Consider the following 16,417-nt stretch of genomic DNA (forward strand, 5'->3'; position numbering starts at 1 on the left):
TCATCGACAAGGGACAAGCACGAGGCGTTCCAGACGCTGGCGCCGCCAGACAACAAGTTGGCGGCCAGAGTCAGGCCGGCCCCATTGCTCAAGCCTAGAGTTCGCAATAGGCGGTATCCATCGGCTGCTCCTTTCCGGGGCAAGCCGGCAGGCCCCGCCGCCGGATCACCGGGCCGAAGCAAGCTGATGGCCGGAAAGTCCGGATTCGGAGCGACCACGCCGTGGAGCACACCCCGCGGAACAATAAGAGCAGCGACCACTGTCGTTGCCTGTGCAGCGTTGATGAGGAGATTCAAAGATGAGAACAAAGCTCAGGGTAAGCCTGCGCCTTGGTGCAGCCTGCCTGACACTGGCCGCCCCCCTGGCCAGCCAGGCCGTATCCTTCGATCTGGGACCGGTCGACGCACAGCTTGATACCACGGTATCGCTGGGCGTGACCTTTCGCATGCAGGATCAGGATGATTCGCTGATCGGCATCACCAATGGTGGCACCGCCCGCTCGGTCAATGAGGACGACGGCAACTACGGCTTCGAGAAAGGCGACACGGTCGCCGCCGTCGCCAAGATCACCACCGACCTCGACTTCAGAATGGGCGACTACGGCCTGTTCTCACGGCTCAGCTATTTTGCCGATCCGATCGCCGAAGACGCCGACAATATCAATGATCGCCGCGGACCGATCGCACCGTTCGTGGCCGGCCCCACCAATCTGATCGCCGAGACGCGTGAACGCGGCGACTACGAACTCGGCAATCGCGGCCACCAGCGCCAGGACGACGAGTTCTCGCTGCTGGACCTGTTCGCCTACGGCAACTGGAACGTCGGCGGTCACTCGGTATCGGCACGCTTCGGCCGCCAGGTGGTGAACTGGGGCGAATCCACGTTCATCATCAATGGCATCAACTCGATCAACCCGGTCGACGTGGCGCGTCTGCGCACGCCGGGTTCGGAGCTCAAGGAAGCGCTGCTGCCCACCTCGATGTTCTGGGGTTCGGTGCAACTCACCAACCAGCTGTCGCTGGAAACGGTGTTGATGACGCAGTGGCAGGAAACCCAGATCGACCCGCGCGGCTCGTTTTTCTCGACCAATGACACCGCCTCCGACGATGGCGACAAGATCATCGTCACCTTCGGCCGCCGCAAGGACGAGAACAGCGTCACCACCTACCCGGCCGATGTAGCCGCCCTGGGCGTGACGGGCGATCCCGAGGCCATGGTGTGGTTGCAACGCGAGCACGATCGCAAGCCCGACAGCGACCCCGATCAATACGGCGCCGCGCTGCGCTATTACGCCGACAACATCGGAGTCGAGTTTGGCGCCTACTACCTCAAGTACCACAGCCGCACGCCGATCGTGTCCACGGTTCGTGGTGGACTCAACGGCGCCGGAGGCAGCAGCCCCGCCCCCGGCAACGGCACCACCAACGCGATCAACGCACCCGGTGGTATCGCGGCCGCGCCGCTGTGCTCGGATGATGCGACGGCCGGCGACTGCCGCGCCAGCTACTTCATCGAGTACCCGGAGAACATCGAGCTGTACGGCCTGAGCTTCAACGCCGGCGGCCCGTTCGGCACGGCGCTGCAGGGCGAATACTCCTACCGTCCGCACCAGCCGCTGCAGCTCTCGGGCGCCGAGCTGGTCATGGCTTCGCTGGGCCTGACCAACAGCGTCACCGGCCAGGATTTCATCACCGAAGGCCCCTATGCCGGCCTACCGACGGCGTTCCTGAACGTTCCGGCCGGCACCGACATTCATGGCTACGAGCGCGTCGAGATGCATCAGATCACGACCACCGTCACCAAGGCCTTCGGTCCGAGCTTCGGTGCCAGCCAGTTCGTGATGCTCGGTGATTTTGGTGCGACCTACGTGGATCTGCCCGAAGAACTCGACTTCTCGGCGCCCGGCGCCGCGCTGCCGGCCCCGGGTTCGGGCCGCGCCACGCTCGCCACGCCGGAAGGTTTCGTCTCCGGCGGTTCGGTGCAGAGCGAAGGCTTCCTCGACAACTTCTCGTGGGGCTATCGCCTGGTCGGCCGCCTCGACTACGAAGACGTGATCGGCGCGGTCTCGCTGTCGCCACGTCTGGTGTGGGCGCACGACGTCAACGGCACCGGCCCGACCTTCAACCAGGACACCAAGGCGGTCACCCTCGGTGTCGGCTTCAACTACCTGCAACGCTGGCAGGGCGACATCGGCTACACGACCTTCTTTGGCGGCCGCACCTACAGCGGCACCGACCCGATCGCGGCACCGGAAGCTCAGTCCCAGGACTTCGCCACCAGCGCCAACCCGAACAAGGACCGCGACTTCCTCGCGATCAGCGTCTCGTACGCATTCTGATCGTGACAGCACGGAGAACACTATGAAAACCAAGATGATGTTGACCCTCGGCAGCCTGCTGCTGGCTGCCGGCAGCGCCCACGCCGCCGTGTCCGCCGACCAGGCCGCGCAACTCGGCGCCAGCCTGACGCCGATCGGCGCCGAGAAAGCCGGCAATGCCGACGGCACGATTCCCGCCTGGGATGGAGGCCTCACCCAGGTGCAGCCGGGTTTCAAGACCGGCGGCGCCTATCCGGACCCCTACGCCAGCGAGAAGCCCAAATTCACGATCAGCAAGGCCAACCTGGCGCAGTACAAGGAGCACCTGTCGCCGGGCCAGATCGCGATGTTCGAGCGCTATCCGAACTGGAAGATGCGCGTGTTCCCGACGCATCGCAGCGCCGCGATGCCGCAGGGCTTCTATGACGAAACCAAGGCCAACGCCACCAAGGTGAATCTGGTGGAAAACGGCAACGGCTTCGAAGGCACCACCGGCGGCACGCCATTCCCGATTCCGCAGGACGGCCTGGAAGCCATCTGGAATCACCTCACCACCTACAACGGTGATACCTACGCCACGTCCTGGGCGCAGGCCGCCGTCACCGCCGGCGGTGACTACAACCTGGTGCGCCTCGATTACGAGTACGACTTCCTCTACAGCAACCAGCAGCGCAAGCCGGAAGAGCGCGACACCGAACGTCTGCTGTACTTCCTGCAGATCGTGAAGGATCCGCCCCGTCTGGCCGGCAGCATCCTGCTGGTCCACGACTACACCAACCAGATCAAGAACCCGCGCAAGGCCTGGACCTACAACCCCGGCCAGCGGCGCGTGCGTCTGGCGCCGAGCGTGTCGTATGACAATCCCGGCACCGCCTCCGACGCGCTGCGGACCAACGACGACTTCGGCATGTACAACGGCGCCACCGATCGCTACGACTGGAAGCTGGTCGGCAAGAAGGAGATGTACATCCCGTACAACAGCTACCAGATCGCCAGCCCCGACTACAAGATCAAGGACGTGCTGCAGCCCGGACACATCAACCCGGACCTCGGACGCTACGAACTGCATCGTGTCTGGGTGGTCGACGCCACGCTCAAGGACGGCACCTCGCACCTCTACAAGCGCCGCACCTTCTACATCGACGAAGACAGCTGGCGGGTCCATCTGGTCGACAAGTACGACAACCGTGACCAGCTGTGGCGCTTCGCCGAACTGCACACCCAGGAATACTACGACGTACCGTTCCTCGGCCCGGCGCTGGAAGTGCACTACGACCTGCAGTCCGGCCGCTACATCGCGATGAACATCAAGAACGAGGACGACTCGGGCTATCACGCGGTCAAGCGCAACGACTCCGACTTCACGCCGAGCACCCTGCGCGACAAGGGCAAGCGTTGATCTCATCGACGCTCACGACTCCGTGAATGTCGAACTGCGGCGGGCCGATTGGCTCGCCGCTTTTTTTTTGGGCGGAGCTGCTTGGTACCACAGCCTCGCAGGATTCCGGATCAGGCCGGCGGCCTGTGCGGAATGATGGGGGTGAGCGTGACGGCGCCCGCCCGCAATGCTGCAAGGGGCGCGACGTCGGTTATTGGAGACCGCGCGTAGCTGGCGGCACTGGCCGGCGTCTGAAGCTCAGGCCACGCTGGCCAACTGCGCCTTCCAGGCGCTGGGCGCGCTGCCGGTCCAGCGGCGGAACGCGCGCGTGAAACTGCTGGTATCCGAAAAGCCCAGGCGAAACGTCACGGTGCTGATGCTTTGGCCCGGATCGCGAAGATAGGACAGGGCGAGTTCGCGTCGCATCATGTCCATTACTTCCGTATAGGTCGTGCTTTCGTCGGCCAGCTTGCGCTGCAGACTACGCGCGCTCATGTGCAAGGAATCGGCAATCACTTCCTGCGAGGGCTCGCCATGCGGCAGACAATCGACCAGCGCCCCCTTCACGCGGGCCACGATGTCTTCCTTGTCGAGCCGTGCCAGCCAGCGCAGCACGATGGCGTCGTTGTGGCTGGCCAACTCGGCGTCCGCGGAAGCCAGCGGAATCTCCATGCTGCGCCAGTCGAACACGATCCGCGTGATCGGTGCTCGGAATACCAGCGGTGTCCGCAGTATCCGGTAATAGCGCTCGCTGTCGTGCGGTTCGGGGCGCTGCATCTCGATACGCAGCGGCGAAAAGTCCCTGCCCAGTTGCGAACGGCACATCCGCACATAGGCCGACACGAAGGCATCCAGCGATTCATGTGCCGGCTGCGGCAGATGCTCGTAGAGGTGAAAGCTCAGGTGATATTCGTCGCCGATCCGCTCGAACCGGGTTTCAGCCTCGTCGGTGGTCACGCGTGAGTGCCGAGCCACGCGCTCGAAAGCCTCCTTCAGGTTGGCACTGGCGATCAGGGTGTAGCCCAGCGCATGGAACGTGGTCTGCGTCACGTGGCTGGCAACCTGCAGGCCGAAGCAGGAATCGCCGGTCGCCTCGCGCGCCAGATGCCAGAGATGGGTGACGCGATCCGCCGGGTAACGCGCATTGACGTCATTGAGCAGGCTCAGGTCGAGCCGGGCCTGCCGGCACAGGGCCGCACCGTCACAGCCTGCCGCGTCCAGGGCGCGACGGATCACCTTGACCCAGCCGCTGGCCATCGTGGCCTGGCGGTGCAGGCGGCCGCGTGCGCTGCATTCACGAGCAGGACGCGAACGCGGCGCGCGCCTTGGGAGTCGTGTTGCGGTGGTGGATTCAAAGGCGGACAAGCCGATGTGGTGTCCGGAACCCGGTGTTCGAATACTGTCGGTCACAAGTTTTTCCTCCCATGCGGAAGCGTCTCGTGGAGACGCGGCTGGGTACCGCTGATCGCTGCGCCTTGGGCGAATAGTGCCACCCCGACGCGTGCTTGGGGGGGGCGGGCCATGGGTTAGACATACTGGCCCGTATTGTGGCCTCGGACGGACGTACGCGTCGGCTTCGGAACGACCGTGGTTCCTCGCCTCACTGCCGTTCGTCAGCTCGAACGCCGCAACGGCCGGTTCGGGGCCGTTGCGGCCGCAAGCTGGCATCGGCGCAAAGCCATTGAAGGCTTCGTAAAAGGGTTCTTTATCCACAGGAGCCGCACAAGTTCTTGGCGCGGCTACTAACGAATATATTGGGGTTGACGCTCTCCCCAACCACTAGATATTGTTGTCGAACGATAGACGCCTGCACCTGGGGGAGCCTCGCAAGGGCAGGCCAGAGCTGTTCCGTCTGTCACGCCAATGATGGATGTCTTTTTCGAGGGAGCGCCGCCCGATGCACACCGATTCCAGCCAGACCCAGCCGACCCCGACCCCGTCGCCCGCCCAGTCGCACGGTGCCGGAGCCGGTGCCGCCGAGCTTGCGGCCACCGCTCCCGGCGGCATTCGCGTAATTCGTCGCAATGGGAAAGTCACCAATTTCGAACCCGGCAAGATCAACCGCGCCATGACCAAGGCCTTTCTGGCCGTGGAAGGCGGCTCCGCCGCGGCCAGCTCGCGCGTGCGCGAAACCGCCGCCGCGCTGACCGAGCAAGTGGTAGCTGCGGTGACCCGCAACCAGTCCGGCGGCGGCACCATTCACATCGAGGACGTGCAGGACCAGGTGGAGCTGGCGCTGATGCGCGCCGGCGAACACAAGGTAGCGCGCGCCTACGTGCTGTATCGCGAGGAACGCGCCCGCGAGCGCGCCGCCGAAAAGGCCGCCAACCCGGACAGCGCGACTGCGGCCGTGATTCACGTCAAGCGCGACGACGGCGCGCTGGTGCCGCTGGACGACACCCGCATCCGCCGCCTGGTCGGCGAAGCCTGCGAAGACCAGTCCGGCACCAAGCCCGATGAAATTCTGGCGGCCGCGCTGCGCGATCTCTACGACGGCATTCCCGAGCACGAGCTGTCGCAGGCGCTGACCCTGGCGGCACGCGCGCGCATCGAAAAGGAACCGAACTACACCTATGTGTCCGCGCGCCTGCTGCTGGACGCGCTGCGCCACGAGGCCCTGAAGTTCCTGGGCATGGCGGAAACCCGCCCCACGGCCGAGGAGATGAAGGCGCTGTACCCGGCCTATTTCCGCGAGTACATCCACAAGGCTGCCGAGCTGGAACTGGTGGATTCGAAGCTATGCCTGTTCGACCTGGACCGCCTGGGCAAGGCGCTGCTGGGCGACCGTGACGGCAACTTCGACTACCTCGGCATGCAGACGCTGTACGACCGCTACTTCATCCACAGCAACAAGACCCGCATCGAACTGCCGCAGGCCTTCTTCATGCGCGTGGCGATGGGGCTGGCGATGAACGAGATCGACCGCGAAGCGCGCGCCATCGAGTTCTACGAGCTGCTGTCGTCCTTCGACTTCATGAGCAGCACGCCGACGCTGTTCAATTCCGGAACCTTGCGCCCGCAGCTGTCGAGCTGTTATCTGACCCAGGTGCCGGACGATCTGGACGGCATCTTCGGCGCGATCAAGGACAACGCCCTGCTCTCCAAGTTTGCCGGCGGTCTCGGCAACGACTGGACGCCGGTGCGCGGCATGGGCGGCTACATCAAGGGCACCAACGGCAAGTCCAATGGCGTGGTGCCGTTTTTGAAAGTGGCCAACGATACGGCGGTAGCTGTGAATCAGGGAGGAAAACGCAAGGGCGCAGTCTGCGGCTACCTGGAAACCTGGCACCGCGACATCGAGGAATTCCTCGAACTGCGCAAGAACACCGGCGACGACCGCCGCCGCACCCATGACATGAACACCGCCAACTGGGTGCCGGACCTGTTCCTCAAGCGCGTGATGCAGAACGCGCAGTGGACGCTGTTCTCCCCGGAGGAAACCCCGGACCTGCACGACCTCGTCGGCAGCGCCTTCGAAACCCGCTACGAGTGGTACGAGAAGGAAGCGGACGAAGGCCGCATCGGCAACTACCGGCGCATTCCGGCCACGCAGCTGTGGCGCAAGATGCTGTCCATGCTGTTCGAAACCGGGCATCCCTGGATCACCTTCAAGGACCCGTGCAACCTGCGCAGCCCGCAGCAGCACGTGGGCGTGGTGCACAGCTCCAACCTGTGCACGGAAATCACGCTCAACACCAAGGCCAATCAGGAAATCGCGGTCTGCAACCTGGGCTCGGTCAACCTGCCGGCGCACATCACGCCGGACGGCAAGCTCGACAAGGCCAAGCTCGAGAAGACCATCAACACCGCGATGCGCATGCTCGACAACGTCATCGAGTACAACTACTACTCGGTAGCCACGGCACGCAATTCCAACCTGCGCCACCGTCCGGTGGGCCTGGGCGTGATGGGCTTCAACGACGCCCTGTACAAGCTGCGCGTGCCCTACGAGTCCGACGACGCCGTGCGCTTCGCCGACTACTCGATGGAAGCGATCAGCTACTACACGATCAAGGCCTCCAGCGATCTGGCCTTCGAGCGCGGCCGCTATTCCAGCTACGAGGGTTCACTGTGGAGCCAGGGCGTGCTGCCGATCGATTCGGTGGGCATTCTTGCCGAGGCGCGCGGCAACGAATACCTGCAGCAGGACGTGGCGCTGTCCGGCGCCTTCGACTGGGATTCCCTGCGCCAGCAGGTCCGGACCGTGGGCATCCGCAACAGCAACTGCATGGCCATCGCACCGACCGCGACCATCGCCAACATCACCGGCGTGAGCCAGTCGATCGAGCCGACCTACCAGAACCTGTACGTCAAATCGAATCTCTCCGGCGAGTTCACGGTGGTCAACGAATACCTGGTCAACGACCTCAAGGCGCTCGGCCTGTGGGACGAAGTCATGGTGCACGACCTCAAGTACTTCGACGGTTCGGTGCAGCCGATCGACCGCATTCCGGACGAGATCAAGCAGCTTTACAAGTGCGCGTTCGAGATCGATGCCAAGGTGCTGGTCGACGCCGGCAGCCGCCGCCAGAAGTGGATCGACCAGGCGCAGTCGCTGAACCTGTACATGAGCCAACCCAGCGGCAAGAAGCTGGACGAACTGTACAAGCACGCCTGGCTGTCCGGCCTCAAGACCACCTACTACCTGCGCACCATGGGCGCCACCCACGCCGAGAAGACCACCATCACCGACAACCGTCTGAACAAGGTCGGTTCCGGTGCGGAGGGCGGCGTCAGCGCCAGGCCGGCCGTGGCTGCGCCCTCACCGGAACCCGGGCTGAGCGCGGCCACGGACGTGGGCGGCGCCAAGGTCTGCTCGATCCTCGATCCCGAGTGCGAGGCCTGCCAGTAAGAGCATCGCACTCGCGCGAGAAGCTGCCTCCAGAACGCCCGGCACCGCCGGGCGTTCTGTTGTGTGTCGCTGATCGATCCCTGGGTTTGTGCGGACCGAAACCCGAAGGTGCTGCAGGGAACGCAGTCGGACAAGGACAATAGGGGATCAGCAAACTGTCACCGTTACGCGGCCGTTATGCGGCGTGTCGGCCTGCCAAAGGGCGATTGCACGGCAGACGTAGGCTTGGGCGTACGCCCGGTTGCGGAAGCAACCGGAGACATTCCGCTTGACCTTGCTCATGCACAGCTCACGCTCGGCACGATTGTTGGTAAACGCGACATGAGACTCTTTGGCAAACAGCAGGACGGCGCTCTCATGGTCGCTCAGTCGTTCCCACAGCTTGTGGGCATCTGATTTGGCGATTCGGCCGCGCTTGCCGTTCTGCCGTGGGGGAATCGGCGGGAGTTCCTTGTCGCCCCGGGTCAGGATGTTGCGGTAGAGTTTCTGGAGTTTCGCGTATTCGCGGCCGTTGAGCTTTTTCCGTTTGCGCCTGGAGACCACCGCGCAGGTCTGTTGCAGCAGGCGCTTGAGGTTTCTCGCCCAGGCAAGGAACCCGCTCGGGAGCGCTCCACATTCATTCGGGGCTTTCGGTGGCCGGACCCTTTGGGCGACACTGGTCACGTCGGCAAGCACGCACCGTCGACACGATCGGAGCTGTTCAACCATGTGGGTCAACCGAATCGCCGGGGTCGATCATTGCCGGATGGCGATCGACATGAACGATGCACCGCCCGACACTACCTTTGACGAACAGCTCAAGAACCGGGTGGGAGAGGTCGTCTCAAAGCCCTTCCTCCCGCGCGAAATTCATTTTGTCGACGCGCTGCCCGAAACCCGCAGCATGAAGACGATGCGCCGGATCGTGCGCGCGGCCTTCCTGGGTGAGCACCCGGGCGACCCGTCGTCGATCAGCAACCCAGAAACCATCCAGCCCAACGCTGGAACTGAGAAAGGATAAGCCATGATCACCGTCTTCGGAGCCACCGGCACCACCGGCGCCCCCCTTGTCGATACCCTTCTGACAAAGGGCGCCAAGGTGCGCGCTGTCACCAGCGATCCGGCCAAGGTCGCTACTCTCAAGGCCAAGGGATGCGAGGCCGTCACCGCGAATTTCACCGACCCCGCCGCGCTGGAACGTGCTTGCGCCGGGGCGGACAAGATCTATCTGGTCACGCCCGCGCATCTGGACATGCGCCAGTGGAAAGCCAACGCGATCGCGGCGGCAAAGGCCGCAGGCGTTCAATATGTGGTTCTGGCCACCGGGCTTGGTGCGTCGCCCAAGGCGGGGCTGACCTTTGGCAAGTGGCATTCCGAAACCCAGGAATTGCTGAAGGAAAGCGGCCTTGACTGGACCTTCGTCCAGCCGACCTATTTCATGCAGAACCTGCTGTGGCAGGCTGGCAGCATCGCGAAGGACGGGGTGTATTACGACGATCTGGGCGGCCCCGTGGCCTGGATCGACGCCCGTGACATCGCCGAAGTCGCCGCCGAGGCGCTGACCGGCCCGGGCCACCAGGGCAAGGGCTATGGCTTGACCGGCCCCGAGGCTCTTACCGGCGAAGATGTCGCCGCTGTCCTTTCCGAGGTGACCGGACAATCCATCAGATGTGCGCCGCTGTCGGCCGATGACGCCAAGGCGGCCATGATGGCCGGCGGGATGCAGGAAGAGATCGCCGGAGCCATGGTGGAACTGGCCTCCATCGCCCCCAAGGGCTATCTCGCGGGTATCGATACCACGGTCAGCGACGTGCTCGGACGCCCGGCGCGCCGCTTTCGCGATTTCGTCGCCGAGCATCGGGATGCCTTCGTCCAATGAGCTGATGCCTGCACCGCTCTACCTTGAGCTGGCGCCGTCTGCAGTTGCTGCGGCACAGATCGACCATCTTTTCGTGTTCCGCGACACTGGAGCGTTGAGCAATCGCGAAAGCGGACGTTTCGCTACCGATCTGTTCACCCTTTCGGTGACATGCGGCAGTGACACTGATGACGGACCGAATGTATCCCTCGCGCCACCCCGCCCGGACTTCGTGCCGCGCCGATCGTCCTTTTGCGGCATCGTGGCCGGGCTAGGGCTGTCGGCGCAACCGGAACAATTGCCCGGGGCCGAGGCGCTGGCACCGTTGACCCTGGCACTGGGGCGGGTCCGGCAGGGTGATCATGGCCTGCCATCGCTTGTCGCCGCGCTCGATGATCTTGCAAGGGGGCTGAGCTTTGGCGCGCCGCCGCAGACATTCAGCGACCGGACAGAACGTCGTCGGGCGCGGGCCGATACCGGCGTGTCAAGGCGGCGGCTCGCCGCCACCCGGCGTTTTCGCCAGCTGCTTGGAGACCTCGCGCGCTACACCCGGCCGTTGAGCGATCTGGCGCTGGACGCCGGATATTACGATCAGTCGCATATGTCGGCAGCCTGCCGGACCTTCGCCGGCAGACCGCCCGGTGCACTTCGCTCTCAGGCGGCACCGCGCGTTTTTGGCCTTTCGTTACAAGATGCGCGGCTCAAGGACCGGCTAAGGTTGGTCATCATGTGATGAATGTAAGGAGTGAAATCACGCCATGACGCAATTCGAGCCGAAAAACCCTGACTTTGACGCGCGGGTGCGCGACAGTTTCGATCTGCAGAATGTGATGCACACGCTTGGGATCGGCATTGCCGACCTGTCACCCGGCCATATCGTTCTGCAAATGGCGCACAGCGACGCGCTGACCCAGCAGCATGGTTTCCTGCACGCAGGAATCGTGTCCACCGCGCTGGACAGCGCCTGCGGATATGCGGCGTTTTCGCTGATGCCCGCCGAAGCGGCTGTGCTGACGGTGGAGTTCAAGATCAACCTGCTCAACCCCGCCGATGGCGAGCAGTTTCGATTTGTCGCCGACGTGGTGAAACCGGGCAGAACCCTGACCATCTGCGAGGCGCGCGCCTATGCACTGAAGGGCGAGAATGAAAAGCCTGTCGCCACGATGACCGGCACACTGATGGCGTTGGTTGGGCGGACGGGTGTCTCCGGATGACCGCTCGCCTGGGCTGACTTTTACCCATAGGTTTGCTGAACACGGGGAGGGGCACGGCTACGGCTGAAGACGCGGTACATATTGGTGAGGTCGTCGCGTCGCTGCAGGCCGCCCCAGAGGGATTTCGTGCCGGGTTCGTCGTCGCCTTTGCGGCCGAGGAAGCCGCCCAGCGCAGCCACCATGCGCGTGGCCTCATGCAAGCTGGGCTCGGTCTCGGGCGGCTCGGGGCTCTGGCTGTGTTAGGCCACCAGAGCTTTCCACGGGTCCTGTTCGAAATAGACGCTGCACGGCATCTCGGGGACATCGCGACCGAGCTTGGTCAGATGCAAGACACGCAAGGCGACGACCAGGTTCGATGGTCAGGCAGGCTTGAAGCCGGACGGCGCTACCGAGTTGGCGCTCTTCGATCTTGCAGCCGCTTTTGAGCGTGCGGTGATACACCTCGATCTGCCAGCGGGTGGCATACCCGAGGCGCCCGCAGGCCTGCTCGAAGGTCGTGACAGCAACGGCGGTAAGCAGCATCCGTTCCAAGGGCTCGGCGCCTGGCGGGGCGTGGGCGGTGCGTGTCAAGATAGTTGTCGCCTGAATCATGCAACGATTTGAGTGTTGATCGTCGGCGCCGAAGCACGCTGACGCTCTGCAGCAGGTCGCGGGTCTCGTAGCTGCTCTGGAACACGCGTCCGTCCGCACGCGTCTCCTTCGTCAGACGGTTTCCGTCCTCATAGGCGTACTCGCGGCGACGACCGTCGGGCGCGATTTCGGTCGTGCGGCGGCCGTGTTCGTCGTATTCGTACTGTGTGGTGTTGCCGCGGGCATCGGTGACGGCTGTCAGGCGGCCGGCCGCGTCGTAGTCGAAGGCGATCTGGCGGCCCAGGGCATCGTAGGTCCATCGCACCGTTTCACCGGAAGCGTTGGTGAGGCTGAGGCGGTTGCCGTGCGCATCGTAAGTCGCTTGCGTAACCCGGTTCAGCGGGTCGGTGATCGTCACTCTGCTTCCGCCGGCCGGGCTTTCTGGCAAGGAACAAGTCTGACCCCCACGGCATGCATGACCCCCCACGGCTCTGACCCCACGGCTCACGGAGCGCTTGACGGCTCCTGATACTCGCAGACCTCGCGCTCCTTATTCCACCGTCCTCCATCATCGAGGCACGCATCGATCGAGAAATAGTCGCTGGCAACGAAGGCAAACACGATCGCTCCGGCCGTGCCAAATAGCACCACAGCAACGCCCAATCGATGACGAGCGACCGAGGCCCTAAAACGCTGGCTGACACCCAACGCGACCAAGAACAGAAGAGCGAGACTGGCAGCGATAAGCAGCATCGGCCGGCGCCTCAGTAGTTGGGCGGTAGTCCGTTCAGGCGGAACGGACTACAGATTTGTTGGCAACTCGATCCGGTCGGGTTGTTGCCTCCGCCCTGCCGACCTTGATTGTTTGCCTGCCGGTCAGCGTTGCACGCCTGCGGAGAATCGCCCTTGATGTGCTCATCCGTCAGTTCGCGAACCTCGCTCAGGATGCGGGATTCAAACGCGCCGCCAGGCCCACGGCTTGCCGCTTCGCAGTTGGCCTTGCAGTGGAAATACTTGTCGGCACCGATCGTATTGGCTCGGCGCATGTCGAGATAGTTCCGCGCGAAGTCGATGTCCGCCCCGATCGCATCCGGAATGAACTCAATGATGTCCTCACCCGGATACAAGCCAGTTGGATCGGTGAAGCTAACCGGATTCCCGCCGACATAGGCATAGTAATTTGGGCCGCCTTCAAAGCCGATTGGGTCCTCACTCAGAAATCTTCCGATCGTCGGATCGTAGTACCTTGCCCGGTATTCGTACAGCTGGTCCGCGATCTGCGCGCGACCTGTGTACCGGAAGTCGTTCGCGTGTGCTTCCGCCGTTGTGATGCCGTAGGGTGAGTAGCTGAACTCCGCCAACTCACCGCTTTCAGCAACCGCCATCACGCTGTTCTGATGGTTGACGAAGTGCGTCCAGTCTTCATCTCCGCTGGCACCCAGCAGTTCGTCGATCATCGGTCCGTGTTCGTAGGTCCGGATCAGGTTGTTGCCGGCGTCCAGCACGGCAAGCCGTTCGATTCCCGAGTAAACGTAGCGCTCTTCGTTGCCCTGGTCGGTCTGGGTCCGCACGCGGCCGAGCGGGTCGTAGCTGAATTCGAGGATGCGCTCGGGTGCGGTTGCATCCTCTGCCGCATAGACTTCGACTCGGATCAGGCGGTCGAATTCGTCGTATTCGTACTGTGTGGTGTTGCCGCGGGCATCGGTGACGGCTGTCAGGCGGCCGGCCGCGTCGTAGTCGAAGGCGATCTGGCGGCCCAGGGCGTCGGTCATGCCGATCACGCGGTCCAGGGCATCGTAGGTAGGTCCACCGCACCGTTTCGCCGGAAGCGTTGGTGAGGCTGAGGCGGTTGCCGAGCGCATCGTAGGTCGCTTGCATGACCCGGTTCAGCGGGTCGGTGATCGTCGCTCTGCTTCCGCCGACCGGACTTCCCGGCAAGGAACAAGATCTGACCCCCACGGCTCTCGGGTCTCCGGCAAAAATCCTGTCAAGAGGGTTTGGAGGAAAATAACTGGGCACCTGACTACCACATATTGTGGCATTCTCAACCGCGTTATGAGAAACGGGGGCCTACGCTATGCGCCAGATCGAGCAGAGTTGGACGAGGCTCATGGCCATTTCCGAGGATGACAAGGTGTTCTTCGCCCGGCTGGGCGGGCGCATCGCTGCGATGCGCAAGGCCGTGGGCATCACCCAGGTGCAGATGGCCGAGGTGCTCGGCGTCTCGCAGCAGACCGTCAACGCCTACGAAATGGGCAGCCGGCGCGTGCCGGTGTCGGCGCTGCCGACGATCGCCAAGGCGCTGGCGGTATCCATCGAGGAGCTGATCGGCGAGACGCAGAAGCCCGGCAAGCGCGGGCCGACGCCCAAGCTACAGCAGCAGATCGAGCGCATCACGCAGCTACCGAAGACCCAGCAGAAATTCGTGATGCAGATGTTGGAGACGGTGCTGGCGCAAGCCAGCCGCTAAGGAGGAAAAGCCCATGCGCGCGCCGCAGCACATTCAGCAGATGGTGAAGAAGCTCCAGCAGTTGCCGCCAGCCAGGGTCGCGGAGGTCGAGGATTTCATCGACTTCCTGTCCAGCCGCGACGGCGACCGGCCGCTCGTCAAAGCGGCGCAGGCCGTCAGCCAAGCCGGTCTGTCCGCGGTCTGGGACAATTCCGACGATGCCGACTACGACCGGCTCTAGCTTCGGCGACGTCGTGCTGGTCGCGTTTCCCTTTACCGACCAGTCCGGCACCAAGCAGCGGCCCGCCGTCGTCGTCAGCAGCAGCGCCTATCAGCGCCAGCGACCCGATCTGATCCTGCTCGCCATCACCAGCCAGGTCCGGCCGCGCCTGGGCTTCGGCGAGGCGCTGGTGCAGGACTGGCAGGGCGCGGGTCTCATCAAACCATCCGTGCTCAAGCCGATCGTGTTTACCGCTGAGAAGTCCATCGTGCGCAAGACGCTCGGCAGGCTTACGGCGCAAGATCAGCAGGCGCTGAGCAAGGTGCTTGGGACGATCATCGGGTGATCAAGACTTCGGGGTCAGACTTCGGGGTCAGGTCTTGTTCCTTGGCAGATTTCCTTGGCTTCGCTACGTTCCTCCGCATGGCCCGCCCTCTACGCATCGAATTCCCCGGCGCGATCCATCATGTGATGGCGCGCGGCAATGCCCGTCAAGCAATCTTCCTCAATGACGAAGATCGCGACGCCTACGAGAGCGGACACCGACAACTTCCGCAGATCGGTGCGAACTTCGGTTTGCACTACTCGACCTGCGTCAAGGCGCAAGACCTGACCCCGACCTTTCGCTACTCGACCTGCGTCAAGGCGCAAGACCTGACCCCGACCTTTCGACCTTGCTCTGACCCCGACCTTGCTAGAACCCGTGTCTTCCCGTAACGAGGCGCGTGCGCATGAACAAGACACGCATCGTTGCACGGATGCTGCTCGCACTGGCTCTGGTGCCAGCAGCATGCGCCGCTCACGATTGGCAGGAGGCGAAGTTTTCCGGCGAGACTCTTTGCTTGCGGCCCGACCTCGATTGGAAGGAGTCACGCATCGACGAGATCGTCGGCTCCTACCTTCGGGACGTATACACGAGCTATTCCTTTAGCTCCTCAACGGGAACGTCACAGGCCTTAGAGATTTCTGTGATGCCTGCGAGGCAAAGCGATGCTGCGCCTGTGGCGACGGACTCGAAGGCCGAGGTGGACGCTACTTTGGGCCTCATGGTCCAGCGCGCTGCAAATGGCGATGAGGTCTTTAGAGCGCCAGGGGCGCGGGGGGGATTTGAGGCACTCTGCCCGAATACTCGCTACCGCATTTGCTATCGCAGGTTTCAGACGGACCTGATCGCCGGCAACTACATTTTCCCGCGCGACACCCTGAAGGACTGGCGTGAATGGGAACGTGGCTTGGCAGCATTTCTCAACGAGCGACCGGTGCGTCGCTGCCAGAATGTGGGGCACTGAGCGACCGCCGGCCTACTTCCCGCCCGCGATCCTCTCCACCGTCTGGGTCAGACTTCGGGGTCAGGTCTTGTTCCTCGACGAAGATCGCGACGCCTACGAAAGCGGACACCGGCAACTTCCGCAGATCGGCGCGCACTTCGGTTTGCACTACTCGACTACTCGACGGTAAGCCGGATCGCACGAGGTGTGGATCGGCGGGCCGCGTCAAGGCGCAAGACCTGACCCTCACCTCGCTGACCCTCACCTCGTGTGACCCTCACCTCGTGTGACCCTCACCTCGTGACCCTCACC

General features: G+C 63.5%; 18 protein-coding genes and 1 pseudogene. 13 read left to right on the forward strand and 6 right to left on the reverse strand.

From position 1 onward, the window contains the following. The first annotated feature begins 298 nt into the window (after window positions 1-298). The gene (locus tag RM530_RS16495) at window positions 299-2,338 is read left to right on the forward strand and encodes a DUF1302 domain-containing protein (RefSeq protein WP_311366357.1); all 2,040 of its coding nucleotides are present in this window, start codon (window positions 299-301) and stop codon (window positions 2,336-2,338) included. 22 nt (window positions 2,339-2,360) lie between these two features. Then, window positions 2,361-3,716 (forward strand): DUF1329 domain-containing protein, encoded by a 1,356-nt coding sequence (locus tag RM530_RS16500; RefSeq protein WP_311366358.1) that lies wholly within the window; start codon window positions 2,361-2,363, stop codon window positions 3,714-3,716. Between the two features lie 237 nt (window positions 3,717-3,953). Here the strand turns inward: RM530_RS16500 and RM530_RS16505 are convergent, their stop codons facing one another. Then, window positions 3,954-5,105, reverse strand: coding sequence for an AraC family transcriptional regulator (locus RM530_RS16505; protein ID WP_311366359.1), 1,152 nt, complete (start codon window positions 5,103-5,105; stop codon window positions 3,954-3,956). A 487-nt stretch (window positions 5,106-5,592) separates the two neighbouring features. Here RM530_RS16505 and RM530_RS16510 point away from each other — a divergent pair, with 487 nt between their 5' ends. After that, window positions 5,593-8,547: a ribonucleoside-diphosphate reductase subunit alpha gene (locus RM530_RS16510; protein ID WP_311366360.1), complete on the forward strand. Its 2,955-nt coding sequence runs from the start codon at window positions 5,593-5,595 to the stop codon at window positions 8,545-8,547. A gap of 147 nt (window positions 8,548-8,694) precedes the next feature. Here the strand turns inward: RM530_RS16510 and RM530_RS16515 are convergent, their stop codons facing one another. Further along, window positions 8,695-9,222: an IS66 family transposase gene (locus RM530_RS16515; protein ID WP_432276110.1), complete on the reverse strand. Its 528-nt coding sequence runs from the start codon at window positions 9,220-9,222 to the stop codon at window positions 8,695-8,697. A gap of 31 nt (window positions 9,223-9,253) precedes the next feature. Here RM530_RS16515 and RM530_RS16520 point away from each other — a divergent pair, with 31 nt between their 5' ends. From RM530_RS16520 to RM530_RS16535, 4 genes are read left to right on the forward strand one after another with little or no spacing between them, the layout of a single operon-like run. After that, complete coding sequence (locus RM530_RS16520; RefSeq protein WP_311366362.1) at window positions 9,254-9,547, forward strand: hypothetical protein; 294 nt, start codon at window positions 9,254-9,256, stop codon at window positions 9,545-9,547. Between the two features lie 3 nt (window positions 9,548-9,550). Then, on the forward strand, window positions 9,551-10,405 hold the full coding sequence (locus tag RM530_RS16525) for an SDR family oxidoreductase (RefSeq protein WP_311366363.1): 855 nt from the start codon (window positions 9,551-9,553) through the stop codon (window positions 10,403-10,405). Next, window positions 10,389-11,117, forward strand: coding sequence for an AraC family transcriptional regulator (locus RM530_RS16530; protein ID WP_311366364.1), 729 nt, complete (start codon window positions 10,389-10,391; stop codon window positions 11,115-11,117). The genes RM530_RS16525 and RM530_RS16530 overlap by 17 nt, the downstream gene beginning before the upstream one ends. A 25-nt stretch (window positions 11,118-11,142) precedes the next feature. Beyond that, window positions 11,143-11,598 (forward strand): PaaI family thioesterase, encoded by a 456-nt coding sequence (locus tag RM530_RS16535; protein WP_311366365.1) that lies wholly within the window; start codon window positions 11,143-11,145, stop codon window positions 11,596-11,598. A gap of 20 nt (window positions 11,599-11,618) precedes the next feature. Here RM530_RS16535 and RM530_RS16540 read toward each other — a convergent pair. From RM530_RS16540 to RM530_RS16555, 4 genes and pseudogenes are all read right to left on the reverse strand, one after another. After that, window positions 11,619-11,804: pseudogene (locus RM530_RS16540) on the reverse strand (IS4 family transposase); the annotation flags it as partial. A gap of 179 nt (window positions 11,805-11,983) precedes the next feature. Then, window positions 11,984-12,586, reverse strand: a complete 603-nt coding sequence (locus RM530_RS16545) for a hypothetical protein (RefSeq protein WP_311366366.1) — start codon at window positions 12,584-12,586, stop codon at window positions 11,984-11,986. Window positions 12,587-12,672: 86 nt separating this feature from the next. Beyond that, window positions 12,673-12,921: a hypothetical protein gene (locus RM530_RS16550; RefSeq protein WP_311366367.1), complete on the reverse strand. Its 249-nt coding sequence runs from the start codon at window positions 12,919-12,921 to the stop codon at window positions 12,673-12,675. Window positions 12,922-12,932: 11 nt separating this feature from the next. Next, on the reverse strand, window positions 12,933-13,940 hold the full coding sequence (locus RM530_RS16555; protein WP_432276111.1) for an RHS repeat-associated core domain-containing protein: 1,008 nt from the start codon (window positions 13,938-13,940) through the stop codon (window positions 12,933-12,935). 338 nt (window positions 13,941-14,278) lie between these two features. Here RM530_RS16555 and RM530_RS16560 point away from each other — a divergent pair, with 338 nt between their 5' ends. From RM530_RS16560 to RM530_RS16585, 6 genes are all read left to right on the forward strand, one after another. Beyond that, window positions 14,279-14,638, forward strand: coding sequence for a helix-turn-helix domain-containing protein (locus tag RM530_RS16560; protein WP_311366369.1), 360 nt, complete (start codon window positions 14,279-14,281; stop codon window positions 14,636-14,638). 13 nt (window positions 14,639-14,651) lie between these two features. Continuing rightward, complete coding sequence (locus RM530_RS16565) at window positions 14,652-14,858, forward strand: hypothetical protein (RefSeq protein WP_311366370.1); 207 nt, start codon at window positions 14,652-14,654, stop codon at window positions 14,856-14,858. Next, window positions 14,836-15,183 (forward strand): type II toxin-antitoxin system PemK/MazF family toxin, encoded by a 348-nt coding sequence (locus RM530_RS16570; RefSeq protein WP_311366371.1) that lies wholly within the window; start codon window positions 14,836-14,838, stop codon window positions 15,181-15,183. Before RM530_RS16565 ends, RM530_RS16570 begins: the two co-directional genes overlap by 23 nt. Window positions 15,184-15,260: 77 nt before the next feature. After that, on the forward strand, window positions 15,261-15,554 hold the full coding sequence (locus RM530_RS19085) for a hypothetical protein (RefSeq protein ID WP_311366372.1): 294 nt from the start codon (window positions 15,261-15,263) through the stop codon (window positions 15,552-15,554). Window positions 15,555-15,568: 14 nt separating this feature from the next. Further along, window positions 15,569-16,126 (forward strand): hypothetical protein, encoded by a 558-nt coding sequence (locus RM530_RS16580; RefSeq protein WP_311366373.1) that lies wholly within the window; start codon window positions 15,569-15,571, stop codon window positions 16,124-16,126. After that, complete coding sequence (locus RM530_RS16585; RefSeq protein ID WP_311366374.1) at window positions 16,113-16,295, forward strand: hypothetical protein; 183 nt, start codon at window positions 16,113-16,115, stop codon at window positions 16,293-16,295. The genes RM530_RS16580 and RM530_RS16585 overlap by 14 nt, the downstream gene beginning before the upstream one ends. The last annotated feature ends 122 nt before the right edge of the window (window positions 16,296-16,417 follow it).

Source organism: Banduia mediterranea (assembly GCF_031846245.1).
Taxonomy (GTDB): Bacteria; Pseudomonadota; Gammaproteobacteria; order Nevskiales; family Nevskiaceae; genus Banduia; species Banduia mediterranea.

Coding starts and splice junctions, on each gene's coding strand:
- RM530_RS16495 (WP_311366357.1), top strand. CDS start 299: ATGAGAACAAAGCTCAGGGTAAGCCTGCGCCTTGGTGCAGCCTGCCTG.
- RM530_RS16500 (WP_311366358.1), top strand. CDS start 2,361: ATGAAAACCAAGATGATGTTGACCCTCGGCAGCCTGCTGCTGGCTGCC.
- RM530_RS16510 (WP_311366360.1), top strand. CDS start 5,593: ATGCACACCGATTCCAGCCAGACCCAGCCGACCCCGACCCCGTCGCCC.
- RM530_RS16520 (WP_311366362.1), top strand. CDS start 9,254: ATGTGGGTCAACCGAATCGCCGGGGTCGATCATTGCCGGATGGCGATC.
- RM530_RS16525 (WP_311366363.1), top strand. CDS start 9,551: ATGATCACCGTCTTCGGAGCCACCGGCACCACCGGCGCCCCCCTTGTC.
- RM530_RS16530 (WP_311366364.1), top strand. CDS start 10,389: ATGCCTTCGTCCAATGAGCTGATGCCTGCACCGCTCTACCTTGAGCTG.
- RM530_RS16535 (WP_311366365.1), top strand. CDS start 11,143: ATGACGCAATTCGAGCCGAAAAACCCTGACTTTGACGCGCGGGTGCGC.
- RM530_RS16550 (WP_311366367.1), bottom strand. CDS start 12,921: ATGCTGCTTATCGCTGCCAGTCTCGCTCTTCTGTTCTTGGTCGCGTTG.
- RM530_RS16555 (WP_432276111.1), bottom strand. CDS start 13,940: ATGACCGACGCCCTGGGCCGCCAGATCGCCTTCGACTACGACGCGGCC.
- RM530_RS16560 (WP_311366369.1), top strand. CDS start 14,279: ATGGCCATTTCCGAGGATGACAAGGTGTTCTTCGCCCGGCTGGGCGGG.
- RM530_RS16565 (WP_311366370.1), top strand. CDS start 14,652: ATGCGCGCGCCGCAGCACATTCAGCAGATGGTGAAGAAGCTCCAGCAG.
- RM530_RS16570 (WP_311366371.1), top strand. CDS start 14,836: ATGCCGACTACGACCGGCTCTAGCTTCGGCGACGTCGTGCTGGTCGCG.
- RM530_RS19085 (WP_311366372.1), top strand. CDS start 15,261: ATGGCCCGCCCTCTACGCATCGAATTCCCCGGCGCGATCCATCATGTG.
- RM530_RS16580 (WP_311366373.1), top strand. CDS start 15,569: ATGAACAAGACACGCATCGTTGCACGGATGCTGCTCGCACTGGCTCTG.
- RM530_RS16585 (WP_311366374.1), top strand. CDS start 16,113: ATGTGGGGCACTGAGCGACCGCCGGCCTACTTCCCGCCCGCGATCCTC.